At 42.1% G+C, this 26,234-nt stretch carries 22 protein-coding genes; 15 read left to right on the forward strand and 7 right to left on the reverse strand.

The window, feature by feature from the left end:
* Nucleotides 1–220: 220 nt before the first annotated feature.
* From HHA42_RS03785 to HHA42_RS03800, 4 genes are all read left to right on the forward strand, one after another.
* Nucleotides 221–739, forward strand: coding sequence for a hypothetical protein (locus HHA42_RS03785; protein ID WP_168525438.1), 519 nt, complete (start codon nucleotides 221–223; stop codon nucleotides 737–739).
* Nucleotides 740–802: 63 nt separating this feature from the next.
* A complete protein-coding gene (locus tag HHA42_RS03790) occupies nucleotides 803–2,119 on the forward strand; it encodes a hypothetical protein (protein WP_168525439.1) in 1,317 nt (438 codons plus the stop codon).
* Between the two features lie 80 nt (nucleotides 2,120–2,199).
* Nucleotides 2,200–2,859 (forward strand): adenylate kinase, encoded by a 660-nt coding sequence (adk, locus tag HHA42_RS03795; protein ID WP_168525440.1) that lies wholly within the window; start codon nucleotides 2,200–2,202, stop codon nucleotides 2,857–2,859.
* Between the two features lie 93 nt (nucleotides 2,860–2,952).
* On the forward strand, nucleotides 2,953–3,180 hold the full coding sequence (locus tag HHA42_RS03800; protein WP_354667083.1) for a hypothetical protein: 228 nt from the start codon (nucleotides 2,953–2,955) through the stop codon (nucleotides 3,178–3,180).
* 104 nt (nucleotides 3,181–3,284) lie between these two features.
* On the opposite strand, the gene nth is transcribed toward HHA42_RS03800, so the two are convergent.
* On the reverse strand, nucleotides 3,285–3,953 hold the full coding sequence (gene nth, locus HHA42_RS03805) for an endonuclease III (RefSeq protein ID WP_168525458.1): 669 nt from the start codon (nucleotides 3,951–3,953) through the stop codon (nucleotides 3,285–3,287).
* 92 nt (nucleotides 3,954–4,045) lie between these two features.
* The gene (locus HHA42_RS03810; RefSeq protein ID WP_168525442.1) at nucleotides 4,046–4,840 is read right to left on the reverse strand and encodes an RnfABCDGE type electron transport complex subunit B; all 795 of its coding nucleotides are present in this window, start codon (nucleotides 4,838–4,840) and stop codon (nucleotides 4,046–4,048) included.
* Between the two features lie 356 nt (nucleotides 4,841–5,196).
* Between HHA42_RS03810 and gdhA the strand changes: the two genes are divergently transcribed.
* Nucleotides 5,197–6,540 carry an NADP-specific glutamate dehydrogenase gene (gdhA, locus tag HHA42_RS03815; protein WP_168417822.1) on the forward strand — a complete coding sequence of 448 codons (1,344 nt, stop codon included), beginning with the start codon at nucleotides 5,197–5,199 and terminating at the stop codon, nucleotides 6,538–6,540.
* A 160-nt stretch (nucleotides 6,541–6,700) separates the two neighbouring features.
* Here the strand turns inward: gdhA and HHA42_RS03820 are convergent, their stop codons facing one another.
* Both HHA42_RS03820 and rlmH read right to left on the reverse strand, forming a co-directional pair.
* Nucleotides 6,701–7,477: a class III extradiol ring-cleavage dioxygenase gene (locus HHA42_RS03820; protein ID WP_168417821.1), complete on the reverse strand. Its 777-nt coding sequence runs from the start codon at nucleotides 7,475–7,477 to the stop codon at nucleotides 6,701–6,703.
* 149 nt (nucleotides 7,478–7,626) lie between these two features.
* Nucleotides 7,627–8,109, reverse strand: a complete 483-nt coding sequence (gene rlmH / locus HHA42_RS03825) for a 23S rRNA (pseudouridine(1915)-N(3))-methyltransferase RlmH (protein WP_168417820.1) — start codon at nucleotides 8,107–8,109, stop codon at nucleotides 7,627–7,629.
* A 158-nt stretch (nucleotides 8,110–8,267) separates the two neighbouring features.
* On the opposite strand from rlmH, the gene HHA42_RS03830 reads away from it, so the two are divergent.
* Nucleotides 8,268–9,233 (forward strand): M28 family peptidase, encoded by a 966-nt coding sequence (locus HHA42_RS03830; RefSeq protein ID WP_168525444.1) that lies wholly within the window; start codon nucleotides 8,268–8,270, stop codon nucleotides 9,231–9,233.
* Nucleotides 9,234–9,590: 357 nt separating this feature from the next.
* On the opposite strand, the gene lon is transcribed toward HHA42_RS03830, so the two are convergent.
* The 3 genes from lon to HHA42_RS03845 all read right to left on the reverse strand — a co-directional run bounded on the left by lon (nucleotide 9,591) and on the right by HHA42_RS03845 (nucleotide 13,270).
* The gene (gene lon / locus HHA42_RS03835; RefSeq protein ID WP_168417818.1) at nucleotides 9,591–12,017 is read right to left on the reverse strand and encodes an endopeptidase La; all 2,427 of its coding nucleotides are present in this window, start codon (nucleotides 12,015–12,017) and stop codon (nucleotides 9,591–9,593) included.
* A gap of 213 nt (nucleotides 12,018–12,230) precedes the next feature.
* Nucleotides 12,231–12,821, reverse strand: coding sequence for a 5-formyltetrahydrofolate cyclo-ligase (locus HHA42_RS03840; protein WP_168417817.1), 591 nt, complete (start codon nucleotides 12,819–12,821; stop codon nucleotides 12,231–12,233).
* Between the two features lie 68 nt (nucleotides 12,822–12,889).
* On the reverse strand, nucleotides 12,890–13,270 hold the full coding sequence (locus HHA42_RS03845) for a MerR family transcriptional regulator (protein WP_168417816.1): 381 nt from the start codon (nucleotides 13,268–13,270) through the stop codon (nucleotides 12,890–12,892).
* Between the two features lie 84 nt (nucleotides 13,271–13,354).
* Between HHA42_RS03845 and HHA42_RS03850 the strand changes: the two genes are divergently transcribed.
* The 9 genes from HHA42_RS03850 to HHA42_RS03890 form a co-directional block, all read left to right on the forward strand.
* Nucleotides 13,355–16,342: a heavy metal translocating P-type ATPase gene (locus HHA42_RS03850; RefSeq protein ID WP_168525446.1), complete on the forward strand. Its 2,988-nt coding sequence runs from the start codon at nucleotides 13,355–13,357 to the stop codon at nucleotides 16,340–16,342.
* Between the two features lie 449 nt (nucleotides 16,343–16,791).
* Complete coding sequence (locus HHA42_RS03855) at nucleotides 16,792–18,042, forward strand: YncE family protein (protein ID WP_168525448.1); 1,251 nt, start codon at nucleotides 16,792–16,794, stop codon at nucleotides 18,040–18,042.
* A gap of 145 nt (nucleotides 18,043–18,187) precedes the next feature.
* A complete protein-coding gene (locus HHA42_RS03860; RefSeq protein WP_168525450.1) occupies nucleotides 18,188–18,676 on the forward strand; it encodes a hypothetical protein in 489 nt (162 codons plus the stop codon).
* A 578-nt stretch (nucleotides 18,677–19,254) separates the two neighbouring features.
* Complete coding sequence (gene lldP, locus HHA42_RS03865; RefSeq protein ID WP_171293315.1) at nucleotides 19,255–20,925, forward strand: L-lactate permease; 1,671 nt, start codon at nucleotides 19,255–19,257, stop codon at nucleotides 20,923–20,925.
* A 24-nt stretch (nucleotides 20,926–20,949) separates the two neighbouring features.
* On the forward strand, nucleotides 20,950–21,699 hold the full coding sequence (gene lldR, locus HHA42_RS03870) for a transcriptional regulator LldR (protein ID WP_045795925.1): 750 nt from the start codon (nucleotides 20,950–20,952) through the stop codon (nucleotides 21,697–21,699).
* A complete protein-coding gene (gene lldD / locus HHA42_RS03875) occupies nucleotides 21,696–22,850 on the forward strand; it encodes an FMN-dependent L-lactate dehydrogenase LldD (RefSeq protein ID WP_075167697.1) in 1,155 nt (384 codons plus the stop codon). Before lldR ends, lldD begins: the two co-directional genes overlap by 4 nt.
* A gap of 95 nt (nucleotides 22,851–22,945) precedes the next feature.
* Nucleotides 22,946–24,661: a D-lactate dehydrogenase gene (gene dld, locus HHA42_RS03880; RefSeq protein WP_168525452.1), complete on the forward strand. Its 1,716-nt coding sequence runs from the start codon at nucleotides 22,946–22,948 to the stop codon at nucleotides 24,659–24,661.
* A gap of 49 nt (nucleotides 24,662–24,710) precedes the next feature.
* On the forward strand, nucleotides 24,711–25,610 hold the full coding sequence (locus tag HHA42_RS03885; protein WP_168418659.1) for a LysR family transcriptional regulator: 900 nt from the start codon (nucleotides 24,711–24,713) through the stop codon (nucleotides 25,608–25,610).
* A 232-nt stretch (nucleotides 25,611–25,842) separates the two neighbouring features.
* On the forward strand, nucleotides 25,843–26,234 hold a 392-nt coding region (locus HHA42_RS03890), incomplete at its 3' end, for an IS30 family transposase (RefSeq protein ID WP_252726294.1).

Here is a 26,234-nt window from a genome sequence, read left to right on the forward strand (position 1 = left end):
GATTGAGGCTATTCTAGCGCATCTCTTGGTCATTTTGCGCAGCCTTGTTTGACTGAATTGACCGTTTCTAAATAAATACCCACTGCAATCTTAAATTTTGACTTTAGCGACATGAAAATTGTAAATTGCTGTATATAAGAATCCTGACAATTCTGCTAGAGTCAAAACATAAGAACAGGACTGTTTTTAAAATTAAAACAAATGGACACTGGTGACAATAATGACAAAAGTCTATTCTTTCGTGGCATTACTTGCCTTTTCAAGTTTTAGCTTTGCTGGAAACACTACATTTTTACCAGAAGCTAAAATTGGCCCAGACAGCGCAAAAACTTGGAATGTCGGGGCGGGAATAACCCAAAAATTACTGCATCTGAATGGTGAATGGGTCAACCCTTATGGTGTTGCTTATCTCAAAGCGGGTGCTTTTTTAAATGGTGACCATGAAGTCGGTGGGCAAATGGGTTTTCGTTACCCATATCACCTCACGGGCAAAGATAAAAATGGCTATTATATTGGTGCCTACGCAGGACATTTAGAGTCTAAATGGGTGGATGGTGAAGAAAAAGCCCGCTTAGGTGCAGGTATAGATTTAGCTTATGTGCTGCTTAGTCCTGAACGGATTAGTAGCTTTAGTGTGGGGATTGGTGCAGGTGAAAAACTTGAAGACCGTCATGGTCGAGTCATTGCAGAAACTGAGCCAAAACTACAATTTTCCTATACTCTCAGTATGGGTTTATAGCCAGAATAGTCGAACGAAAATACTTTAGAATCTTGTAATTAGAACTAAATATGGAAAAAATGCATGCTTGAGTACGTCAATCAGTTGTGGCAAACCTTTTTGAATCGCCCAGATTTTTGGGCCGTGCTCAGTATTATTCCTGTGACTGCTTTTGTGACCTGGGCGCATGTCTGGATGGCACTAAAAATGGTGTTCTATCCAATCAGTTTCTGGGGCTTTCACCTTGGGCCTATTCCTGTGGGATGGCAGGGGATTGTACCGCGTAAGGCGGGTCGTATTTCAGGTATTATTACCGACAACACCTTGTCTAAACTGGGGTCATTGCGGGAATTTTTAAATGCGATGGACCCTGAAGACATGGCACGTATTATTGGTGAACAAGTTGGATTTGAACTTGAGCACTTAATTGATGAGGTCATGTTAGATCGCAATGCCGTGTTGTGGGAAAACTTGCCTTATTCCATTAAACGCCGTATTTACGCACAGGCGCATAAGCAATTACCGGGTGTGCTTAGAGAGTTGGTTACTGAACTGACCCTAAATGTAGAATCCTTGGTAGATATGCGAGAAATGGTGGTTAGCCAAATGGAAGGTGACCGCCGTTTAATGGTGCGCATGTTCCTGAAAGTTGGTCAAAAAGAAATTAACTTTATTTGGCATATCAGCGCATTAATTGGCATGGTGTTTGGTATTTTCCAGATGATTGTATGGTTTATTGTGCCGTGGCACTGGACTGTACCGTTCTGGGCAGCTATTTGGGGCTTTTTAACCAACTGGATTGCCATTTGGATGGTATTTAATCCTGTAGAGCCACACTATGTGAAATACCCGCAATTTTTTAAATTGACTGAAAATCGTCAATTTCCATGGATTAAGCCAGTGATTCCACGCATTGGGACTTATAATATTCAGGGTGCGTTTATGAAACGCCAAGAAGAAGTCTCAGATGTGTTTGCAACGGTAGTCACAGAAGATCTGATTACGTTAAAATCCATTATGACTGAAATGATGTATGGCAGTAAAAAAGACAAAACCCGTCGTATTGTCAAACACCACATCAACGAAATTATGGAAACGCCATTGGTTCGTACCTCTTTACAGCTTTCTTTAGGGCCAAAAGAGTACGCCAAACTCAAGACTGACTTGATTGATCGTTCGATTGAAATTACGATGGTGCCTGTATGCGACCCAGCCTTTAATGCGAGCCGTGCACAGAAAATCTATCAAATGTTCAGAGATCGTATTCGTGAACTGACACCAAAAGAATTCCAGAATCTATTACGACCTGCCTTTCAGGAAGATGAGTGGATTTTAATTGTCTTAGGTGGCGTAACTGGCTTTTTTGCTGGTTTAATACATTTGTTTGTCGCTTTCTTATAATAGATGCTGGCTGCGTGAAGAGCGACTGTTCTGACATGCAACGAGTGTCAAATACATTGTTAAAATGAGGATGTTTTTTTATGCGCATTATCTTACTCGGACCACCTGGAGCAGGTAAAGGTACACAAGCTCAGTTGATCTGTAAGCGCTACAATATCCCACAAATTTCAACCGGTGATATGCTCCGTGCTGCAATTCGTGAAGGTACTGAATTAGGTCTACAAGCTAAAAGCGTCATGGATGGTGGTGGTTTAGTTTCAGATGAGCTGATCATTGGTCTAGTCAAAGAACGTATTGCGCAGCCTGACTGTGTGAACGGTTGTATCTTTGATGGTTTCCCACGTACCATTCCACAAGCTGAAGCATTGGAAAGCGAAGGCATTAATATCGATCACGTGATTGAAATTGATGTTGCAGACGAAGAAATCGTACAGCGCTTGTCTGGCCGTCGTCAGCACCCTGCATCTGGTCGTATCTATCACCTTGTTTACAACCCACCAAAAGTGGAAGGTAAAGACGATGAAACAGGTGAAGACTTAGTACAACGTCCTGATGACCAAGAAGAAACCATTCGTAAGCGTTTAAAAGCCTATCACTCAGAAACTGAGCAATTGGTTGGCTTCTATCAAGGTCGTGCTGCTTCTGGCGAAAATGCACCAAGCTACAACAAATTGAATGGTCTTCGTCCAATTGAAGAAGTTCAAGCAGATTTGTTTGCAATTTTAGATCAATCAAAATAAGCTTTATTTGGCCTTCAAATAAAATCGTGTGAAAACACCGAGCTTATTTTGACTTTAAAAGAGTCCTGATTCATATTAGGGCTCTTTTTATTTGTGTTTACTTTGGAGAGTGCTTTGCAACATGCTGCTGTAATTATCATGCTATTGGCAAGTATTGCTGTTTTAGGCTTTCTTATTTTTGTGAGCTATAAATTGTTGCGCAATACGCAAGCGCAAGATTTAGCAGAGAAGAAAACTGGCAATCACTATCAACTGCATCCGAAATTGAAGCAACAACAAAGCGAGCAGTCATCTCATACATCAGACCCTGAAGATAAATAGATTTATTCATGCTGTGATTGTGTATAGATTGCACAGTTATCCACATTGTCTTCGTTGTTTGGCACAGTCTGTTTATTGAAACGCTTAGTTAGAGATTGCTCAAGCTAGATTTCGTGCATTGTAATACTGCGATGTGCACCAAATGCAAAACGATCAGGCCAATTACAAACATCAGACACCACACATTCCCCACATTTAGGTTTGCGGGCGATACAACAATAACGGCCATGCAAAATCAGCCAATGATGCGAGTCAATTAAAAATTCTTTAGGAATAACTTTAATCAGACGGTGTTCAACTTCTAAAACATTTTTACCCACAGCCAAACCTGTACGGTTACCTAAGCGGAAAATATGCGTATCTACGGCCATAGTCGGTTGTCCAAAAGCGGTATTTAGCACCACATTGGCTGTTTTACGACCCACGCCGGGCAAGGCTTCTAAATCGGCTCGATTATTCGGCACGATACTGCCATGTTTTTCGATCAGAATTTTACAGGTTTTAATGACATTTTCTGCTTTGGAGTTATAAAGTCCAATGGTTTTAATATATTCCTTTAGGCCATCTACACCTAAGGCATAAATTTCCTCAGGCGTGTTGGCAACGGGAAACAATTTGTCAGTGGCTTTATTGACACTGACGTCCGTAGCTTGAGCCGATAAAGTCACGGCAATCAATAATTCAAAAGGATTGGAAAAATTCAGCTCAGTGGTTGGGTTAGGGCGCTGCTCACGCAAGCGTTCAAAAAAAGTCTGAATCTGTTTTTTGGTCATGTTTTTTGAAGATTTTTCTTTGACCGTAACCGCTTTTTTTGACGCTTCTTTAACGGGCTTGGTTTTTAAGGTCGTGCTTTTTAAGGACATATTTATGCTCCTAATTCACGTAATTGTTGTTGTAAATTGGCAAGCATGACACGTTTTTTCTCATCTTCACGCACGCTCAGTTGTTTTTCTAACTTTTTAATTTGAGTGCGTAATTTTGCAAGTTCAATGGTGGTTTGCGCATCGTTTGTGGAAATTTGCTCTGTTTTTTGCACAGGTAATTCAATCACAGGTACAGCCACATTTGCCTGTGCTGTAAATTGAGCAAACAGTTCTGTATCAATTTCTGCACGTACCACAGGGCCTTTACGGTGCAAACGACGTTGTTCTTCACGTTGAATGTGTGCGTAATAGCGTTGACGTAAATCATGCTGTTCTGCCACACGTGCGCTTTCGGACAGCAAGGGTTGAGTATCTTCAACTAAATCGATGCAATCGACTGGACAAGGTGGAATACAGAGTTCACAACCTGTACATAAGTCGGTCAAAATACTATGCATAAGTTTGCCTGAACCTAAAATTGCATCTACAGGACAGGCATTAATACATTTGGTGCAACCAATGCATTCATCTTCACGTATAAGCGCTTTCATACGTTGTGGACGTCCATCTGCCTGCACAGGCCAAACACTGGCTTCTGCGGTCAATACAGGCCGTTGTAATAAAGCTGCCAAGGCATCCGCAACAGGTTGTCCACCAGGTACGCATTTATTGGCCGCTTCACCTTCAGCGATCGCTTTGGCATAAGGTAAACAACCATCACGATGCCCGCATAAACCGCATTGGGTTTGTGGAAGCAGCGCATCAATATTTTGGATCAGGGCAATTTGCGAATTCATGGACAAACCAATACCGCCTAAACAGCAGTAGAAAAACGGAAGATAAAACGAGGTCAAAATTCTAGGTCGATGATTTTAGCACGATTTCTGCTTTTAGGCTTGTGCGCAAATTCAGTACAATTGCTGCTAGCTTTTTGGGCGAAAATGCTCAAAACTATGAATTAATTTGTTACATTAACTTATAGGCTTAACACGCTAAAAAATAAGTTAAATTTATGAAAATACAAATGTTTTAAAGTTTTTTGAAAAAAACTATTGTAGATTGTTAACAAAAGATATTTAATATTTTGCGCCAAAATATATCATTGATTGAAATTTTGACCAATTTTGATCCATTTTCTGCTGAGGATTAAGCGTTGAAATACAACAGCCTTAACGAATTCCTAGATTACGTTAAAACACGTGATGCACATCAACCAGAGTTTCTACAAGCTGTAGAAGAAGTAATGACTAGCCTTTGGCCATTCATTGAAAAGAACCCTCAATATGCAGCACATGGTTTGCTTGAGCGTTTGGTTGAGCCTGAGCGTGCGATTCAATTCCGCGTTTCATGGGTAGATGACCAAGGTCAAACTCATGTAAACCGTGCATTCCGTGTACAGTACAACTCAGCAATTGGTCCATTTAAAGGGGGAATGCGTTTCCACCCTTCAGTGAACTTATCTATTTTAAAATTCTTAGGTTTTGAACAAACCTTTAAAAACGCTTTGACTACATTGCCAATGGGCGGTGGTAAAGGCGGTTCAGACTTTGACCCTAAAGGTAAGTCTGAAGGCGAAATCATGCGTTTCTGCCAAGCGTTGATGATCGAGTTATACCGTCATTTAGGTTCTAACACAGATATCCCTGCGGGTGATATTGGTGTGGGTGGCCGTGAAGTAGGTTACATGGCGGGTATGATGAAGAAGCTCAGCAATGACACTTCATGTGTATTCACAGGTAAAGGTTTGTCTTTCGGTGGTTCTTTGGCGCGTCCAGAAGCAACGGGTTACGGTACTGTGTATTTCGCTGAGGAAATGCTCAAAACACGTGGCGATAGCTTCAAAGATAAAGTCGTTGCAATTTCAGGTTCAGGCAACGTAGCACAATTCGCTGCAGACAAAGCGATGTACTTGGGCGCGAAAGTCGTTTCACTTTCTGACTCAAACGGTACTGTGTACGTAAAAGAAGGTTTCACACCAGAATTACTTTGTGAAGTAATGGAACTTAAAAACGTAAAACGTGGTCGTATTTCTGAATTTGCGTCTAAACACGGTTTTGAATATCTTGAAGGTCAACGTCCTTGGGGGATCAAGTGTGACATCGCATTACCATGTGCAACTCAAAATGAGTTGAATGGTGATGATGCAGCAACTTTACTTGCGAATGGCACAATCTGTGTGGCTGAAGGTGCGAACATGCCTTCAACTTTAGAAGCTGTTGAGAAATTCGTAGAAGCGAAAATCTTATACGCACCAGGTAAAGCATCGAATGCGGGTGGTGTGGCAACTTCTGGTCTTGAAATGTCTCAAAACGCAATCCGTTTAGGTTGGACGTTTGAAGAAGTTGATGAGCGCTTACATGCAATCATGAAAGAAATTCACCGTAACTGCGTGAAATACGGTACTCAAGAAGATGGTACTATTAACTATGTAGACGGTGCGAACATTGCTGGTTTCGTAAAAGTTGCCGATGCAATGCTGTCTCAAGGGGTATTCTAAGCTATTCGCTTAAATAGACTTTCAAAAAACCGATGCAAGATTGCATCGGTTTTTTATGGGACTCAGATTTTCAAATTGCTAAAACTCGCTATAAGTTGTCGTCAAAATCCAAAACATAGCTCATTTAAAATAATACTTTTTCACCTGTTTAGGTTAGGGCTTAATCAAAACGGTAAATGTCCATGCCAAGTGAGCCCATACTAAAACTGCTGTGCACAATACTAAAACGATCTCCCGTACCCATCGCAAAAAATAAAGGGGCAAAATGCTCAAGGGTTGGGTGATTACGCGCAACATAAGGTAAATTCTGCCAGTCGAGCACTGCATCATAATCACTGTGGCCTAAATGCTGTACCACACGGTTGCGGAAGCTAGAGGCCCATTCAGGTACAGTTGCATCAGCCGTGTGCCATGACAATTCACGTAAGTTATGGGTAATACTGCCTGAGCCGATCAGCAAGATTTGTTGCTCACGTAAAGGAGCAAGGCTTTGACCAATCTGATAAATCTGTTCTGCGCTCATATTTATTGGCAGCGAAACCGCAATCACAGGAATATTGGCATCGGGATACATGTGCAACAACGGCATCCACACCCCATGGTCATGCGGTCGGGTGCTGTTGGCATGCGCAGCAAAGCCTGCATCCGCCAGACGTTGTAAAATATCTTCGGCAAGTTCTGGTAAGCCCGGAGCAGGGTAGCGCAGGGCGTATAATTCTTCAGGAAAGCCACGGAAATCGTGCCATGTTTCAGGGCGAATACCTGTATTGACTTCTAAAGCGTTACTTTCCCAGTGTGCAGACATTACGATTATGGCCTGTGGCGTTGGCAAATTAGAACTTAAACGGTGCAGCGCAGGCCCAACCTGTTCAGGATTGAGTGCCAACATGGGCGAACCATGCGAGATAAATAAACCGGGTAATGTCTGTAAGTTCATGCCAAAATCCCTAAAAGCCTGTGCCTTGCTAGCATCTCAAAAAAAGAAGATGAGTGAAATGTACTTTTATTCAACGCTATGTTGCAGCTTTGCAACGTCACTTGAATTGAAGATGTTTCGGTATCTCAAGATGAATTAAATGATCGTATTTAACCTGCACGATGATAAGGATGATTGTGGTTAATGCTCATGGCACGGTATAGCTGTTCAATGAGCATTACACGAACCAGTGGATGTGGTAAGGTCAGTTTAGACAGCGACCAATGCCAAGCTGCGGCTTTTCGTACCGCTTCAGAATGGCCATCTGGACCACCAATTGCCAAGACCACATCATTACCCTCTAGCATCCAGCCTTTCATGGTGTCTGCCAGTTTTTCAGTACTAAATTCTTTGCCACCGACTTCTAACGCAATCAACACTTCATTGGCTTTCATTGCATTTAAAATACTGTCGCCCTCAATTTGACGATATTTCAAAATGTCAGCTTCAGAGTCATTTTTACCTCGCTTTGCCATTGGGAGTTCGACAATTTGGGTCTGAACAAAGGGTTGAATGCGTTTGAAATAGTCTTCAAAACCAGTTAACACCCAAGCTGGCATTTTTTGTCCGATGGTCAGAATTCGAATTTTCATAAGCGAGTGCAGGTGGTCTGTATTAAGAATCTTGCATTATAACCATGATTCAACACAAGCGCTGTGTAACGACACAATTTGCAATTGAATTTGCCAACAGGCTGTTGCTTTAATACTCAGCAATCCTCAGGGCTTTATTTTGGAATGGAATCATCACAATGCGTGCTTTACATGTTCAGCGTTTAAATTTAGGCATGCTTGGCATTGCTATGTTTGGGATGATCTCTCCAGCATTTGCTGGAAAGACACATTCAGAAGCAGAGCCACAGAATATAAGCGTATATCTGCAGCAGGTGATTGGGCAGCAGGGCATTGGCAGTTCCGAGCAGTATCGACATCATAAAAATGTAAACGAACTAAATCGCGTGTCGGCTTGGATTCGTGAACAAATGCGTGTATTTGGCATACCCTGTCAGTTTCAGAATTATACGGTCAATCAACAAACTTACCGCAATGTAGTGTGCAAATTAAACGTAGGTGCGGCTAAAAAAACAATTTTTGGTGCGCATTACGATGTGTATGGACAGCAGCAGGGCGCAAATGATAATGCTTCTGGTGTGGCTGGGGTACTGGAAACAGCCCGAATTTTGGCACAGGAAAAAAATAAACTGAGCCAAAATATTGAGTTTGTATTTTACACTTTGGCGGAGCCACCGTTTTTTAAAACGGAGTTGATGGGCAGTTTTGTACATGCCAAATCGGTACAGGCTGAAAAAGAAAAGATTCGTGCAGTCTTTGTGCTGGATATGATTGGTTATTATGATAGCAATTTGGTGCAGAATTACCCGATTGGTTTAAAGTGGATTTATCCAAGTCATGGCAACTTTATTGCGGCATTCAGCAATATGCAGTCGCGTGATTTAAGCTTGGCTTATTGCGATGCCATGCTGCGTTTGGATCAGTTGCAATGTGAGCGTGTGGTGGCTCCCAGCTTTGTAAAAGGCATGGATGTTTCAGATCAGTTAAATTATTGGAAATATGATATTCCAGCTATTTTAATTACTGATACAGGCAGCTATCGCAATCCGCAACGACATAGCGCTGCGGACACGGTGAAAACGCTGAATGTGGAAAAAATGGCTGCTGTGGTGAATGGCCTGGTTCAGCAGGTATTACAGCCTTGATTGGATCATCTTCGTGCATAAAAAACGCAGCCCTGAATAGTACTAGGACTGCGGTTAAAAGGTCATCCACCTGGAGATATGGATGACCAGACCATAAAGCAAGCTATAATTTAAGGCTGCTAGATCAATTTAAAATGGGTCTATCCATACAGACCCAACAATAAGAAACATACAGCGCGATGTGTCTTACTTAAATATATGTGGATGCTTTGCCTATTTTTCAAGCAAATGGTGTGAAATAAATTTTAAATGTTTAAAAATTAAGAAAAATTTTTGGTTTTAAACCAATAGCACTAACAACAAAAGAGCACCGCAGTGCTCTTTTGTGAAGTTCTTATGTTCAAGCAGGCCGTTGACTTAGTGACGTGCTGCTTTACCTGCTGCCACAGGCTTCACAATTGGAGCCTTAGTCAAAGGTTTTGGCATACTGGTCAGTGCCAAAGGCAAGATTTCATCAATGCTTTTCACAGCTTTAATTTCCAAGCCTTCTTTGACATTGTCTGGAATTTCAGACAAGTCACGCACGTTTTCCTGAGGAATGAAGACCAACTTGATGCCACCACGGTGTGCTGCAAGCAGTTTTTCTTTCAAGCCACCAATGCGCATTGCACGACCACGCAAGCTAGTTTCACCTGTCATGGCAATGTCAGGGCGAATTGGAATACCTGTGAAGGCAGATACCAATGCTGTAGTCAGCGCCAAACCTGCCGATGGGCCATCTTTTGGTGTTGCACCTTCAGGTAAGTGTACGTGAACATCAGTTTCAGCAAATACAGTCGCTTCAATGCCTAGACTGTCAGCACGGGTACGCACGACGGTCATAGCCGCTTTGATTGACTCTTGCATGACATCACCCAATGAACCTGTGGTAATGAAATTGCCTTTGCCTTTCATGGTAGCGACTTCAATGGTGAGTAATTCACCACCCACTGAAGTCCATGCCAAGCCATTTACACGACCGACTTCTGCTTCTTCTTCCGCCATGCCATAGTCAAACTTGTGTGGACCAAGATAGTCTGGCAAGTTTTGAGAAGTGACATCAATCTCTAGGTTTTTAGCTTTTTTGCTGACAGCTTCTTTCACCACTTTACGGGCAATTTTTGACACTTCACGTTCTAGGCTACGCACACCTGCTTCACGCGTATAGCGTTGAACGATGTCACGAATCGCTTCTTCATGAACAGTCAATTCTTTAGCACGTAAGCCATTATTTTTGATGGCCTTCGGTACAAGATAACGTTCTGCAATATTCACTTTTTCATCTTCGGTATAACCCGGCAGACGAATAACTTCCATACGATCCAGTAAAGCTTCAGGAATGTTCATGCTGTTGGCAGTACAAATAAACATCACTTCAGACAAGTCTAAGTCCAGATCTAAATAGTGATCGTTAAACTTGTTGTTTTGTGATGGGTCAAGTACTTCAAGCAAAGCAGAAGCAGGGTCGCCACGGTAGTCTTGTGCCATTTTGTCAATTTCATCGAGCAAGAACAGCGGGTTTTTTACACCTACTTTGGTCAATGACTGCACAATTTTACCTGGCATCGCACCAATATAAGTACGACGGTGACCACGAATTTCAGCTTCATCACGCACACCGCCCAAAGCCATACGCACAAACTCACGTCCTGTTGCTTTGGCAACCGATTCACCCAAAGAAGTTTTACCTACACCTGGAGGGCCAACCAAGCACAGAATAGGGCCTTTGAGCTTTTTCACACGAGATTGCACTGCAAGATATTCCACAATACGGTCTTTGACTTCATCTAGACCGTAATGATCGGCATCTAAAATTTCCTGAGCTTTGTTCAGGTTGATGCTGACTTTGCTGGCTTTGTTCCATGGTGTATCTAAAATGACTTCTAGATAGTTACGCACCACAGCCGCTTCGCTAGACGCAGGCTGCATCGCTTTAAGCTTACGGAACTCAGCTTCTGCTTTTTTACGTACATGCTCCGGCAAGTCTGCTTCGGCCAAACGTTTTTCAATTTCAGCGACATCATCTTCTGCACCGCCATTCATATCTGACAGTTCGCGTTGAATGACTTTCATCTTCTCATTCAAGAAGTATTCACGCTGATTTTTTTCCATCTGGCGTTTCACTGAGTCATGCAACGTTTGCTCAATCTGTTGTTCTTCAGACTGTTGCAAGAGATACGTCATCAATTCAGTTAAGTGTGCTTCAAATTCATCGTGTTCGAGGAATTTTTGCTTCACATCAATATTCAGTGGCACGCGTGTGGCAACAAAGAACAATAACTGTAATAAGTCATCAATTTTATTGGCTGCTGCGATCAGCTCACGTGCATTGCGTAATTTTGCTTCTGCATATTGCGCAAATAGGGCACGGAGTTCTTGCAGGCGAGTGGCTTGAGTGTTTTCATCAATCGCCACAGTCATTGAGCTTAAGCTGTGCTCAGCAGTCAAATACGCGTCTTCATCAATAATTTTTTCGAGTTTGGCGCGGTATAAGCCTTCAATCAGCACTTTGATACAGTTTTCATCATTTTCGTGATTCACAACTTGCACAATCTTCGCGACAGTACCGTATTGATATAAATTGTCGTGATCAATTTCTTCTGTAAGCGAATCTTTTTGCGCAACTACAAATACTAGATTGTCACTGTTACGAGCCACATCAACTGCATTGATCGATTTTTCACGACCTACAAATAGCGCAATTTGCATGTGCGGATAAACCACCACATCACGTAGCGCTAAAAGCGGTAATACACTTGGAACCTGAGGCTCTAAGGTTTCTTGATTCATAATAATTTCAGACATGGGCACTCCTAATGAGTGACAACGGTGTTGCCATGTTTTTAATAGTGATGGGTATTTTTTAAAATACAAGGGCAGGTCAACACAAATTGTTTAAAAAGTAGCTAAATATGTGATTTTAAATTGATCTACTCAGTCAAAATGATCAATTCATGAAAATTTATTCGCTGTTTATCTGCGCAGATGAGCAAAAACAACGCCCAGTTGCTCATTTTTTTAACGCTTAAATCGTAAAAAGCGCTGTGGTGTAAGCAGAGCATCTAAGGGTTGATCCCAACTTTCACGTGGCAAGTTTGCCTGAATAAACTGAAAATCATGTGCCAGACCTAAACGATAGGGATGGCGAGGTGCTGTAGCCAAAGTGCGGTCATAATAACCCCCCCCCATCCCAATGCGTGTGCCATGTATGTCGCAGGCGAGTAATGGCATCAGGACAAGATCTAGGTGGGTGACAGCCATACCACGGCTGCTCATGGGTTCCTGCATACCTAATGGATGGTGTGAAAAGCGTCGATTGCGGTATTGCTGTTGGCTGATGCGTACCCAGCGCAAACGCTGATTCATATTGCAAATGATGGGTAAATACACCTGCTTGCCTTGAGCAAAGCAATATTCAATGATGCTTTGGGTATAAATTTCACCAAAAGCATGTAAATAGAGGCCAATTTTTTGTGCTTGCTGAAATTTTGGGAAGCGTATAAGACTCTGCAAAACGGCCTGTTGGGCTTGCTGCTGTTGTGTGCGTGTCACAGCTCTGCGCTGTTGTCGAAGTTGTTTGCGTAAAGTTTTGAGTTCCGACAACTGCATTCAAACTGATCCTTATGGGTAAAAATTAAAGCGGCGCCTTGAACCAAGACTAAACACTACAAGATTGCCTATTTATTTTTCAGTTCACGTAAAATAGGGCAATTGCTGTCTTGGGTGCTTTTACAATGGTCAATCCAGGTCACTAGACGGTTTTTTAAAGCCTGCAATTCATGAATGCGTTGGTCAATTTTTGCCAAACGCTGTTCAATCACATGCCGCACTTGCTCACGGTCATCTAATTGTAATTGCAATAATTCCTGAATTTCATTCAATTGCAAGCCTGCATCTTTACCTTTTTGAATAAAGTTTAGGGTTTCAATGTCTTGTTCGCTGTAATAACGATAGCTGCCTTGTACTTCAGGAATACGCAATAAACCAATACGTTGATAATAGCGGATGGTTTCCACATTCACATGACAATGTTTGGCAAGTTTTCCAATGGTGAGCATAAAAACCTCATAAAAAGGGTTGACTCCGTACCTAGGTACAGCCTTTATGCTACCACAAATGAATCTGCAGAGTAGGTAAGTAAGATGAGCGAACAACATAAAAAATCTTGCTGCTCAAAACAGCAAACAGCCACTGAGGTATTCAGCATTGACCCCGTGTGTGGCATGCAGGTAAAACCAAGCACCCAATTTTTTGTAGATGATGTCGATGCCGAACATCAGCAGCAACGCTATTTATTTTGCAGTGAACATTGTCAGAAAAAATTTATTGCACAGCCTGAAATGTATCGTCAGCAGGGTACAAGTGTGCAAAATCAAACCAGTATGCAAAACACTGACTCGAATACAGCGCAAAGTACTGATGTAACAGCAGCATCTTCAACTTGTTGCGCAGGTAAAGAAAAAACAGCAACTACAGTAATGCCTGTAAGCAAAGGTTGTGGCTGTAGTAATACGCCAGAAACAGATGTGGTAACACAGCCAAGTTATATTGACCCAGTATGTGGCATGACCGTGACAGATTTAAATAAGCCACACACCACGTATGAAGGGCAGATGTATTATTTTTGTGGTGCGAGCTGCTTGACCAAATTTCAGCAGCAGCCTGAGCAATATCTCAGTACAAAAAGTGGCTGCTGTAATACAGAAAAAGCTGCTCCTATCAAAACAAGTACTTGTTGTGGCGGCTCATCTAGCAAGGTGGAACCTGCTTCGACTGCACAAAGTTCAGCTTGCTGTGCACCTAAAAATGTTGAAACTGCACCTAAAATGGGGTGTTGTGGTTCTACACAAGCGGTGAGTGGTGATACCGAAATTGACCCTATCTGTGGTATGTCGGTAGATGTGAGCACAGACCTAAAAACTGATTATCAAAACCAGACATATTATTTCTGTAACACATCTTGTTTAGATAAATTTACGCATGATCCAGAATTTTATTTAATTCCACCCGATCAGCGTCCTGTGCCTGAAGGTGCGGCAGATATGGACTACACCTGCCCAATGGACCCTGAAATTATTCAAAAAGGGCCGGGTACCTGTCCAATTTGCGGTATGGCTTTAGAGCCAATGCAACCAAGCTTGGACGAAGGCCCGAACCCTGAACTGGTGGATTTTAGTCATCGTTTCTGGATGACTTTACCTCTGACCCTAATAGTCTTTATTTTGGCGATGGGTTCGCATATTCATGCCTTTATTCCACAGCATATTCAACCGTGGATTGAGCTGGTCTTATCTATTCCAGTCGTGCTTTGGGCGGGTAAACCGTTTATTGAACGTTGCTTTAGCTCTTATAAAACCCGCAATTTAAATATGTGGAGTTTGATTGGCGTTGGGGTGTTGGCTGCCTTTATTTACAGTGTGGTGGCTACAGTTTTCCCAAGTGTGATTCCGATGGAAGCTAAAACAGGGCATGGCGTTGCGGTTTACTATGAAGCTGCTTGTATGATTGTGTCTTTAAGTTTGCTCGGGCAAATTTTAGAGTTAAAAGCACGTGCCAAAACTGCAGATTCATTAAAGTCTTTGTTAAAACTTCAAGCCAATACTGCCAAATTGGTACAGGGTGATTTAATCACCGAAGTAGATATTGCCATGGTCAAAAAAGGTGATATTTTGCAAATTGCATCGGGTGAGCAAATTCCATTAGATGGCGTGGTGGTAGAGGGTAAAACCTACGTCGATGAAGCTATGATGACGGGTGAACCTGTACCTGTGAAAAAAGAGCTGAATGATCAGGTTATTGGTGGCACTGTCAATCAGCAGGGAAGTATTCGTATTCAAACCACTGCGGTGGGCAGTAATACCACTTTGGCTAAAATGATTCAGACTGTGGCAGAAGCACAACGCTCTAAAGCACCGTTGCAACGCTTGGCCGATATCTTTGCTAAATACTTTGTGGTGAGTGTGTTAGTAATTAGCTTGCTGACCTTTATCGCATGGATGATTTTTGGCAAGGCACAATTTGATTTAGCACTAATGTGTGCGGTGGCGGTACTGATCATTGCCTGCCCATGTGCTTTAGGTTTGGCTACTCCGATGTCGGTCATGGCAACGACAGGACGTGCAGCACAAAAAGGCGTACTGTTTAAAGATGCCGAAGCAATTGAAGCCTTGAGTAAGGTCACTACCTTGATTATAGATAAAACAGGGACATTGACTGAAGGTAAGCCAAGTTTAAAAGAAATTCAGGTATTGAGCAGTGACTTGACTCAAACGCAGGCAGAACAATGGATTGCCTCGCTGGAGCAATTTTCAACCCATCCGATTGCACAGACTTTAACCCAATTGGTACCACAAACGCAGTTGAGCAAAGTTGAACAGTTTGAAGATGTATCAGGCTTTGGGGTAAAAGGTGAAATTGAAGGACAAACTTATTATGTAGGCAGTCAAAAACTGATTGAACAGTTAGGTCTATCTTTAAGTTCCGAGGTTCAAACCAAAATGGATCAGCAACGCTCTGCAGGAAATGTAATCAGTTTCTTGGTAAGTTCGACACAAGTTCTGGCCTACATTTCCATCCATGACGCATTAAAATACAATGCGCATCAAGTGATTGATCAACTGATTGCAGATGGTATTGAAGTGGTGATGGCAACAGGTGACCACGAGAAAAATGCGCAATTAGTGGCGAATGAATTGGGTATTCAGCATGTACACGGTAACTGCACACCACAGCAAAAACTTGAAATTGTGAAACAGTATCAAGCCCAAGGAAAAATTGTTGCGATGGCGGGAGATGGTATTAATGATGCACCTGCACTGGCACAGGCCAATGTGGGTATTGCCATGGGGAATGGTACCGATATTGCCAAGCAAACTGCACAAGTGACCTTGGTTAAAGGAGATATTCGTGGTGTAGCACATGCAATTCACATGGCCAAACTGGGGGTAAAAAACATGAAACAAAACCTTGCATTTTCCTTTGTTTATAATGGTTTGGGCGTTCCAGTTGCTGCAGGGGTATTCTACCCAATCACGGGTTTATTACTCACCCCAATGTTTGCTGCCGTGGCTATGTCGCTCAGTTCATTGTCAGTTGTGATTAATGCACTGCGCTTGCAAAAGTCAAAATAACTTGGCTTAGTTGCGACACTTTGGCTTGGTGTAATGATTGATGCTTTGCCGAGACTGATCGACCAGAGCTGAGCAAGTTGTCGTGAACTTTTAAAAAAGCCCTGTCATTGTGATAGGGCTTTTTTTTATGGCTTGATGTTGATAGGAAATTGCACAAAGTAAGGTTGTTTGTATGAATAGTCGTTGTAGTCGTGAGTAAGGTTTTGAACATTGCTCACTTTAAGCTAAGTGTTTCAGTTTATCTGAAAGTTGGTCTGCTATCGGATAGTTGGGCTGTAGTGGTAGACGCAAAATATTCAATATGCGTATGCTATGCACATTGAATAAGCTGAAGAAAATGAAGCATAAGCTATTCAAATACAACTGAAGTCAACAATAAAAATGACGTAAAAACACACGTGAAAATAAAAACAACAACATGCATTTTGCCGTTCAGGGAGAACACACGCATGAATTATTCAAACAAGATGCTGCAATATCTTTGCAAAACTGTGCTTGCTTTAGGCGCTGCAGTGAGTGCACAAAGCTATGCCGATTCCAGTAATTTGCCACAGCCGCCAAATACTCAACAGGTGTTTTTTGTGGGGAATAACTGGGATGGAACTGTAACAGTGATTCGTCCATCGCAAGATTTTGGCAAAATTGGGGTGGTCAACATGATTCCCGACCGTAAACAACGGCTACTGGAAATCCATCTGAACCCTATCAAACTAATTGCCTATACCTACATTCAGCAAACCGCAGGCGAGGGCAATGATCAACTGGTGGATGACATGTACTCCACGCCAGATGGTCAGTCTATTGTGGCATCGCGTCCAAGTTTTGCTGATGTCGTCTCTATCAATATTAAAACAGGAAAAATCAACTGGCGTACCCCTGTAAAAGGTTTTCGTGCCGACCACATGGCTGTTTCGCCAGATGGTCAACGTGTAGCAGTATCGGCATCTTCTGGGAATGTGGTGCATGTTCTAGATATTCATACGGGTAAAGAATTGGGGCGTTTCTCCACGGGAGATAAACCGCATGAAAATATTTACTTTGCAGGTGGAAGCAAAATTTTAAACTCTGCAATTGGCAATGTAGAAACCTCGATGGATGCACAATGGCAAGATTTCACCAAAGGTAAGCGATTAATTACCATTGCCGATGCCAACACTTATAAAGTTCTGAAAAAAATTGATTTTAGACCTGCTTTAGATGCTTTTGGACGTAAAGATTTATCCAACTCTGTGCGCCCTATGGTCTTGAGTAAAGATGAAAGCAAATTGTATGCACAGGTATCGTTCTTCAATGGTTTGGTTGAATATGATTTAAAAACCGATAAGGTGACACGTGTTGCACAGTTACCAGGTAGCAGTACGATTCCGAAAGACCGCACCAAATGGGTCAATGATTCACGTCATCATGGTTTATCTATCAGCGCTGATGGTGAAAAACTATGTGTAGCAGGCACGATGGATGATTATGCGACCATCGTAGACCGTCAAAGCTTAAAAGCAGGCAAGTTAATTGCGGCGGGTAAACCGTATTGGGCAACTCGTAGCCCTGATGGAAAAAGCTGTGTGATTTCAGAAAGTGAAACCGATGTAGTGACCGTGATTGACTTCGCTACAGGTGAAAAAGTGCGTAGCGTGCCTGTAGGCAATCATCCACAACGGGTGCGTTTGGGCTACGCTCCTAGCGATTGGTCAACCCCTTAATCTAACCAATCAGGTAGCGTGAAGCATCTTAAAAACTGAGTTTTTGCAGATTTTTAGCACATAGAATGAAGTGTGATTATCCAAAAAATCACTGATATGTCGTTGTCGCTAAAAATTGAAGATGCTTTGCGTTTGGAGCAAGCGCATGAAACATCCACGATGGCTCGGCATTGGTTTTTTTATTATTGCAGTCGCTGTATTGTTTGTGGTGGTCTATGTGTTTCAACCACCCTCAACACCCGTAACAGAAACAGTGTCTGTTCGGTCAAGTGTAACGCCTCCAGCAATGAGCCCAATACTGAGGCTACACGCTGAAGATACAGCACAAACGGCATTCTTTCCTATGCAGACTGAGGGCAAGGAGCAGGAGTCTGCTCAGGCAGCTTTAATACAGCAGCGTGACCAATTGTACTGGGGTTTTGAGCAAATAAGTCTAGGTTTAAGTCAGGGGCAAAAACCTGATTTAAACCAAGTACAGTCCATGCTTTTTCAGCAGGAACAGTTGGTGCAAGCAGGCGTTTTAAAACTGGAAGATGCTTTGGGTTATAGTCAGTTTTTAAAACAGATTTTGCCTGAAATCGCCAATCAAATTGATTTGCATATTGCACGTTTAAAACAACAGGGAAAGCAGTAAAAAAACACATAACTGAGTTAAAAACGCATCACATAATACGCCACTGTTTGAACTTAAACTCTTTGAATGGAAATTAAGATCAAGCATGGCGTTATTTGTTTCATTTATGCTTTTGATTAAGCATGAATATCCGTTCTCTTTTATATATTCATTGAGTCTGTAGCATACTCATCCGAGCCTTCTTTTAGGCTGTATATTGCTCAAGATTAACTCATGTCTAGAGTGAGTTTCATTCATCCAGTCTTTTAATAAGCGCTTAAATACATGAGTTATTCGACTAAAGTCGTAGTCACTTCAAGCCACATGACCAGCCCGCTAAAAATTTAAGAAAAAACAAAGTTTAAATTTTTCTGCTAGGGATTTTTGCGTGCAGGGATATCCATATTTATCATAATAATTGGTATGACCATTAAAATAATAAATCAGACCAATGTTGACATTTGAATGAATAAAATTATTATTTGTGAGCGATATTGAGTGTTTTGGTGTTTTTTTATCTCAATATTGGTCAGACCAAAATTAGAACTTTACCTCTATGCTTAGACCTATGTTTACGTTTGAGTGAGCATTTCAAGGAGATGACAATGCTTCAACATTGGCAACAGATCTATGATCCAATGGCAAATATTTGGATTTCGAGTCTAATTGCATCAATCCCGATTATTTTTTTCTTTTTGGCACTGGCTGTATTTCGCTTAAAGGGAAGTGTTGCGGGAACAATTACGGTGATTTTGGCGTTATTAGTGTCTTTATTTGCCTATGGCATGCCAGCACCAATGGCTTTTGCTTCATTGATCTATGGATTTTTCTACGGTTTGTGGCCAATAGCATGGATTATTATTGGCGCATTATTCTTATATAAAATCTCTGTAAAAACAGGGCAATTTAACATTATTCGCTCATCTATTCTTTCGATTACAGAAGATCAGCGTCTCCAGATGCTATTAGTCGGCTTTGCGTTTGGGACATTTTTAGAAGGTGCAGCAGGCTTTGGGGCACCAGTGGCAATTACTGCGGCGTTATTGGTGGGTTTAGGTTTTAAACCCTTATACGCTGCGGGTTTATGCTTGATTGTGAATACCGCACCTGTTGCGTTTGGCGCAATGGGGATTCCAATTATTGTGGCGGGTCAGGTTTCGGGTGTAGAAACCATGGAAATTAGCCAGATGGTTGGACGTCAGTTGCCATTTATGGTGCCTATTGTGCTGTTCTGGATTATGGCAATTATGGATGGCTGGCGCGGTGTGAAAGAAACTTGGCCTGCAGTGTTGGTGGGTGGTGGTGCTTTTGCGATTGCACAATACTTGACCTCTAACTTTGTTGGACCTGAGTTACCAGACATTACAGCTGCAATTGCCTCTTTGATTAGTTTAACGGTCTTATTTAAATTCTGGCAGCCAAAACACATTTTCCGTTTTAGCGATGCAGACACAAAAGTAGATGCCAACTTGGTTGCAGAACAACAGCAAAAATACAGCATAGGGCAGATTGTCAAAGCATGGTCACCTTTTGCAGTGTTAACGGTGATGGTCACCATTTGGAGCATCAAACCGTTTAAGGATTTATTTGCCAAAGATGGCGCAATGCACGACTGGGTAATTTCCATCAAGGTGCCATTTTTACACCAACTGGTACAAAAAATGCCGCCTGTAGTGGCAGATGTCAAAGACTACGATGCGATCTTTAAGTTCGATTGGCTGAGTGCAACAGGGACTGCGATTATGATTGCAGCCATCATCACCATCATTTATTTAAAAATGAAACCGCGTGAAGCTGTTAAAACTTTTGCTGAAACCATCAACGAGCTAAAAACACCAATTTATTCTATTGGAATGGTGTTGGCTTTTGCGTTTATTGCCAATTATTCAGGTATGTCTGCGACTTTGGCACTGGCTTTGTCACACACAGGTAATGCTTTCACTTTCTTCTCGCCATTTTTAGGCTGGATTGGGGTGTTCTTGACAGGTTCAGATACATCAGCCAATGCCTTATTCGCTTCCTTGCAGGCCACAACCGCACAGCAAATTGGCGTGCCAGAAGTTCTGTTGGTTGCTGCCAATACCAGTGGTGGGGTAACAGGCAAAATGATTTCACCGCAATCTATTGCAATTGCCTGTGCGGCTGTTGGTTTAGTCGGTAAAGAATCGGATTTATTCCGCTTTACCGTGAAACACAGTATCACGTTCACCGTAATGATCGGTATTATTATCACTCTACAAGCTTATGTGTTCCCATGGATGATTCCATAACCACATGCACAAGAGGATAGCCGCATGAAAGTTTCCGACAAAGTTGTTCAAGACCTGCGCACACTGGTTGAAAAAAATCAGATGCAAGTCGGAGACCGATTGCCTGCCGAAAGAAAGTTGTGTGAACAACTCGGGGTTTCCCGTTCCTCTTTGCGTGAGGCTATTCAGCAATTGACCAGTCAGGGCATGCTGGTCAGCAAAGTTGGAGCGGGTACTTTTTTGCAACAGCTGCCAACCAATTGGTCGCAATATCAAATTGTGCAGCCGTTAAGTAACCTGATTGATGAAGACCCTGCTTATCGTTTTGATGTGCAGGAAGCGCGGATGGTGCTTGAAGGCGGAACTGCATGGTATGCCGCTCAGCGAGCAACCGCAGAAGATTTGCAAAACATCCGCGCCTGTTATGAGCAAATCGCTCATTTTCAGATTTTGGGTGATGATGATCAGGCGGCAATTGCCGATGCCAAGTTTCATTTGGCAATTGCCGAGGCATCGCACAATTTGGTGCTCATTCAAATGATGCGCGGCTTATTTGATTTGTTGCAATACAACGTAGTTTTGGGCAGACGTAAAGTTTATACCGAAGCCCACCGTTTCGATCAGTTGCATGATCAGCACTTTCAAGTGATGGATGCAATTGAACGTCAGGATCCAGAAGCTGCCCGTACGGCAGTGTGTGGACATATTGAATTTGTAGTTCAACAAGTACGCATGATAGACGAGGAAGATGCGCGTCGTCAGCGTGCGAGTCGATTAAACAGGATAGCGCCATGATTATTTCTTCTGCGAATGATTACCGCGAAGCAGCCAAACGCCGTTTACCGCCATTTTTATTTCACTATATTGATGGAGGTGCGTACGCGGAACAAACGCTGAAAAGAAATGTAGAAGACCTTTCACAAATTGCCTTGCGCCAACGTGTATTGAATGACATGTCGGCTTTGAGTTTAGAAACCACTTTATTTAATGAAACCCTGTCGATGCCTGTCGCGTTGGCACCTGTGGGTTTAACAGGTATGTATGCGCGCCGTGGTGAAGTACAAGCCGCAGTTGCAGCTGACAAAAAGGGTATTCCGTTTACTTTATCCACTGTGTCGGTGTGCCCAATTGAAGAAGTTGTGCCTGCCATTTCACGCCCAATGTGGTTTCAGTTATATGTATTACGTGACCGTGGTTTTATGCGCAATGCCTTGGAACGCGCTAAAGCAGCAGGCTGTTCAACCTTGGTCTTTACGGTAGATATGCCTGTGCCTGGTGCACGTTATCGTGATGCACATTCGGGCATGAGTGGGCCAAATGCTGCTATGCGCCGCTATATGCAAGCGGTGATGCATCCAAACTGGGCTTGGGATGTGGGTTTACTGGGTCGTCCACATGACTTGGGCAATATCTCTAAATACTTAGGCAAGCCAACGGGACTTGAAGATTATATTGGTTGGTTGGGCAATAACTTTGATCCATCTATTTCATGGAAAGACCTAGAGTGGATTCGTGAATTTTGGGATGGCCCGATGGTGATTAAAGGCATTTTAGACCCTGAAGATGCCAAAGATGCAGTCCGTTTTGGTGCCGATGGTATTGTGGTATCGAATCACGGTGGGCGGCAGTTAGATGGCGTGTTATCAACCGCACGTGCCTTGCCACCTATTGCCGATGCCGTCAAAGGCGATTTAAAAATTCTGGTAGATTCAGGCATTCGTAACGGTTTAGATGTGGTGCGTATGCTGGCCATGGGTGCCGATACTTGTATGCTCGGACGTGCCTTTATTTATGCATTGGGTGCAGCAGGCGGGGCAGGAGTGAGTAATTTACTTGAACTGATGGATAAAGAAATGCGGGTGGCAATGACCTTAACAGGTGCTAAGAATATTCAGGCCATTACTTCAGATTGTCTGGTACGACTTGAGCGTGAGCTGAAAGGCTAATTTGCCAACATGGGCGATGAATCCATAACTTTAAAAGTTTGGCTTGATTGCTCAATTGTATTTTCTTCACCATTGGAATTCAGGACGTGCACACCATGCCACAGACAAATTCATCAATAGCACAATTTGATGCAGCAGCGACACTCAAAAATTTGGTCGATATTGTGGGGAAAGCGCATGTATTGACCCATGAGTCGGATACCCGCTTATATCGTCAAGGGCGACGTTTTGGTGAGGGGCAGGTTTTTGCTGTAGTCACGCCAGGTTCGCTGTTGCAACAGTGGCAAGTGTTGCAAGTGGCAGTGGCGGCAGACTGTATCATTATTATGCAGGCCGCCAATACAGGACTCACGGGTGGTTCTACACCTTTTGGTGATGACTATGATCGTCCTGTAATTTTGATCAACACCCAACGTTTAAAAGGTATTCAGCTCATCAACGATGCCAAGCAAGTGATTTGCTTGCCTGGTGCAACATTGGATGCTTTAGAACAAAAATTGGCGCCGCATCAGCGAGAGCCACACTCAGTCATTGGTTCATCTTGTATTGGCGCTTCAGTTTTGGGTGGAGTATGCAACAATTCAGGCGGTGCTTTGGTTAGACGAGGTCCTGCCTATACCGAATTGGCCTTATACGCTCAAGTTAATGCTGCTGGCGAGTTGGTGTTGATCAATCATTTAGGGGTAAATTTAGGTACTAATCCAGAAGAAATGCTGACCAGATTGGAACAGCAACAATATACCGCAGAAGATATTGAATACTCAGAACACTGCTGTGCTTCAGATCAGCGTTATGTGCATGATGTTGCGCAAGTTGATGCCGATACCCCTGCACGTTTTAATGCCGATCCAAGCCGTTTATTTGAAGCATCGGGTTCTGCAGGAAAAGTTTGTGTGTTTGCCGTGCGCTTGGATACTTTTGAAAAAATCCCGAGTCAGGTGTTTTATATTGGCACCAATCAACAGGATGATTTAACCGCCATTCGCCGTTTTTTATTGCGTGATTTACCCCGTGTCCCAATTGCAGGCGAGTATATCCATCGTGTTGCCTATGACATTGGCGCAGAATATGGCAAAGATAGTTTCTTGTTTATTGAGAAATTTGGTACCAGTAAAGTACCTGCAGCTTTTGCCATGAAAGATAAAGTCGATGGTGTGCTGAGCCGTTGGGGCATGCGTGGGTTGTCCGATAAAGTTTTGCAAATGTTCACGAAGCTGTTGCCTAATCATTTACCTGAACGGATGAATCAATTTCGTGATTTGTACGAGCATCATTTAATTTTACGTATTGAGCAGCAAGATGTTGCAGCAGTACAGCAATTTTTACTGGATTACTTTATTACACGTAGTTCAGGCAGTTTCTTTCTGTGTAATGAGGATGAAGGACGTAAAGCCTTTTTGCATCGTTTTGCTGTGGCGGGTGCAGCAATTCGTTACCGCGATACGCATCGAGATGAAGTTGAAGACATTGTTGCCTTAGACATTGCTCTAAGACGTAATGATTCGCAATGGGTTGAAAATTTACCCGAAGAATTGGAGCGGGCGATTATACATAAGTTGTATTACGGACATTTTTTGTGTCATGTCTTTCATCAGGACTATATCATTCAAAAAGGGGTAGACCCGTTGGCCATGGAACATCAAATGTGGTCATTGCTTGATGCTCGTGGCGCAGAGTATCCTGCTGAACATAATGTTGGACATTTATATGTGGCGAAACCTGCATTAAAGCAGCATTATCAAAAGTTAGATCCAACCAATAGTTTTAATGTGGGTATTGGACATAGCTCTAAATTAAAATCTTGGCGCTAATTGAGGATGAAAACTGAGCAGTGAAAACCGATTCTAAGGAAAGATTAATATGTTTAAGTTAGACAGCAAACTGCTACAGATTTTTTATTATGTATATAAATTAAAAAATGTATCAGCTGCAGCAGATGCTCTAGGTATGAGCCAACCTGCGGTAAGTAACTGCTTAAATAAAATTCGTCAGCATTTTAATGATCCCTTATTTTTAAGGGTAGGCAATGAAATGCTACCTACAGAATTGGCAAAACAGATTTTTTCTCCAATTAGTGAAATTATTAATAAAATAGAAACGGTCAATAATTTTAAGGTAGATTTTGATCCGACACATTCAGATCAATTATTTACTTTAGCGATGACAGATGTTTCACATTTAGTATTGTTGCCTAAACTGAGTCGATATTTAAAAGAACATGCACCCACGGTCAGAATCAAAATTCGTCCAATTACCCGTGAAACCAGTTATCAAATGGCAAATGGTGAAATTGATTTTGCCATTGGTTTTTTACCTGAGTTAGAACAAGGTTTTTATCAGCAACAGTTATTCTTGCAATATTATATTGTGTTGTGTCGTAAGGATCATCCAAGAATTTGTGAAAATAGTTTAGATGTGAATGCGTATATCCGTGAATCGCATGTCGATGTGGATACCAGTATCGGGCATTATCATATTGAAAATGAATTAAGTAATTTAGGGTTAAAGCGAAATATTTTAATGAGTATCCCAAGTTATTTGGGTGTGGGTTTAATTGTGCAAGAAACCGATATGATTGCGACCGTGCCTTATTATTTAAGTGAAGTATTATTGGCACGAGGGAATTTAAAGGTTGTAAATGCACCTTTAAGTTTTCCAACCTATCCAGTAAGACAGTATTGGCATACTTCATGCCACCATCAAACCAGTCATCAATGGCTCAGAAAAGTGATTTATAATTTATTTAGTCAGCAGCCATAATGAAAGTGTAATTTTAGATGATGACCTATAAATATTTAACAGGTCATCATCCAATAATATTGTGCTTAAGTTATAAAGCGATCAGGTTAAATTTTTGACCACGATTTTGACTGCAATGATGGGCAGAGTAAAACTTGAAGTGCGACATAAACCACCTAATTAATTTAAAGGGTTTATGGAGTATATAAAATTGTCATACCATCATCTTAACTTTGAAGATCGTACTGCATTAATGCTTGAGTCAAGAAAAGAAGGCTTTTCAGCCAGAAAATTTGCTGAACTCATTAAAAGACATCCTAGTACGATCTATCGTGAACTTAAAAGAAATAGCATCAATGACGTTTATCAAGCTCGATATGCTTCTGATAACACCTTCGCTAGACGTAGACGTAGTCACAGAAAACTCAAAATCGACTCAATCCTTTGGAGATTTATTGTTGAAGCGATCCGTTGTTTATGGTCTCCTCAGCAAATATCGAAGCGTTTAAAGACATTTCCTGATTTGGATCAAACAATGAATGTAAGCCATACAACGATTTACTCAACTATACGAGCATTACCAAAGGGTGAGTTGAAAAAAGACTTATTATCCTGTCTGCGTCATGAAAATAAAAAGCGAAAAGC

The sequence above is a fragment of the Acinetobacter sp. A3 genome, from assembly GCF_012371415.1.
Taxonomy (GTDB): Bacteria; Pseudomonadota; Gammaproteobacteria; order Pseudomonadales; family Moraxellaceae; genus Acinetobacter.

What these genes read in the sequence shown, in the direction of transcription:
- HHA42_RS03785 (WP_168525438.1), top strand. Translation starts at nt 221, where the DNA reads ATGACAAAAGTCTATTCTTTCGTGGCATTACTTGCCTTTTCAAGTTTT.
- HHA42_RS03790 (WP_168525439.1), top strand. Translation starts at nt 803, where the DNA reads ATGCTTGAGTACGTCAATCAGTTGTGGCAAACCTTTTTGAATCGCCCA.
- adk (WP_168525440.1), top strand. Translation starts at nt 2,200, where the DNA reads ATGCGCATTATCTTACTCGGACCACCTGGAGCAGGTAAAGGTACACAA.
- nth (WP_168525458.1), bottom strand. Translation starts at nt 3,953, where the DNA reads ATGACCAAAAAACAGATTCAGACTTTTTTTGAACGCTTGCGTGAGCAG.
- HHA42_RS03810 (WP_168525442.1), bottom strand. Translation starts at nt 4,840, where the DNA reads ATGAATTCGCAAATTGCCCTGATCCAAAATATTGATGCGCTGCTTCCA.
- HHA42_RS03820 (WP_168417821.1), bottom strand. Translation starts at nt 7,477, where the DNA reads ATGAACTTACAGACATTACCCGGTTTATTTATCTCGCATGGTTCGCCC.
- rlmH (WP_168417820.1), bottom strand. Translation starts at nt 8,109, where the DNA reads ATGAAAATTCGAATTCTGACCATCGGACAAAAAATGCCAGCTTGGGTG.
- HHA42_RS03830 (WP_168525444.1), top strand. Translation starts at nt 8,268, where the DNA reads ATGCGTGCTTTACATGTTCAGCGTTTAAATTTAGGCATGCTTGGCATT.
- lon (WP_168417818.1), bottom strand. Translation starts at nt 12,017, where the DNA reads ATGTCTGAAATTATTATGAATCAAGAAACCTTAGAGCCTCAGGTTCCA.
- HHA42_RS03840 (WP_168417817.1), bottom strand. Translation starts at nt 12,821, where the DNA reads ATGCAGTTGTCGGAACTCAAAACTTTACGCAAACAACTTCGACAACAG.
- HHA42_RS03845 (WP_168417816.1), bottom strand. Translation starts at nt 13,270, where the DNA reads ATGCTCACCATTGGAAAACTTGCCAAACATTGTCATGTGAATGTGGAA.
- HHA42_RS03850 (WP_168525446.1), top strand. Translation starts at nt 13,355, where the DNA reads ATGAGCGAACAACATAAAAAATCTTGCTGCTCAAAACAGCAAACAGCC.
- HHA42_RS03855 (WP_168525448.1), top strand. Translation starts at nt 16,792, where the DNA reads ATGAATTATTCAAACAAGATGCTGCAATATCTTTGCAAAACTGTGCTT.
- HHA42_RS03860 (WP_168525450.1), top strand. Translation starts at nt 18,188, where the DNA reads ATGAAACATCCACGATGGCTCGGCATTGGTTTTTTTATTATTGCAGTC.
- lldP (WP_171293315.1), top strand. Translation starts at nt 19,255, where the DNA reads ATGACAATGCTTCAACATTGGCAACAGATCTATGATCCAATGGCAAAT.
- lldR (WP_045795925.1), top strand. Translation starts at nt 20,950, where the DNA reads ATGAAAGTTTCCGACAAAGTTGTTCAAGACCTGCGCACACTGGTTGAA.
- lldD (WP_075167697.1), top strand. Translation starts at nt 21,696, where the DNA reads ATGATTATTTCTTCTGCGAATGATTACCGCGAAGCAGCCAAACGCCGT.
- dld (WP_168525452.1), top strand. Translation starts at nt 22,946, where the DNA reads ATGCCACAGACAAATTCATCAATAGCACAATTTGATGCAGCAGCGACA.
- HHA42_RS03885 (WP_168418659.1), top strand. Translation starts at nt 24,711, where the DNA reads ATGTTTAAGTTAGACAGCAAACTGCTACAGATTTTTTATTATGTATAT.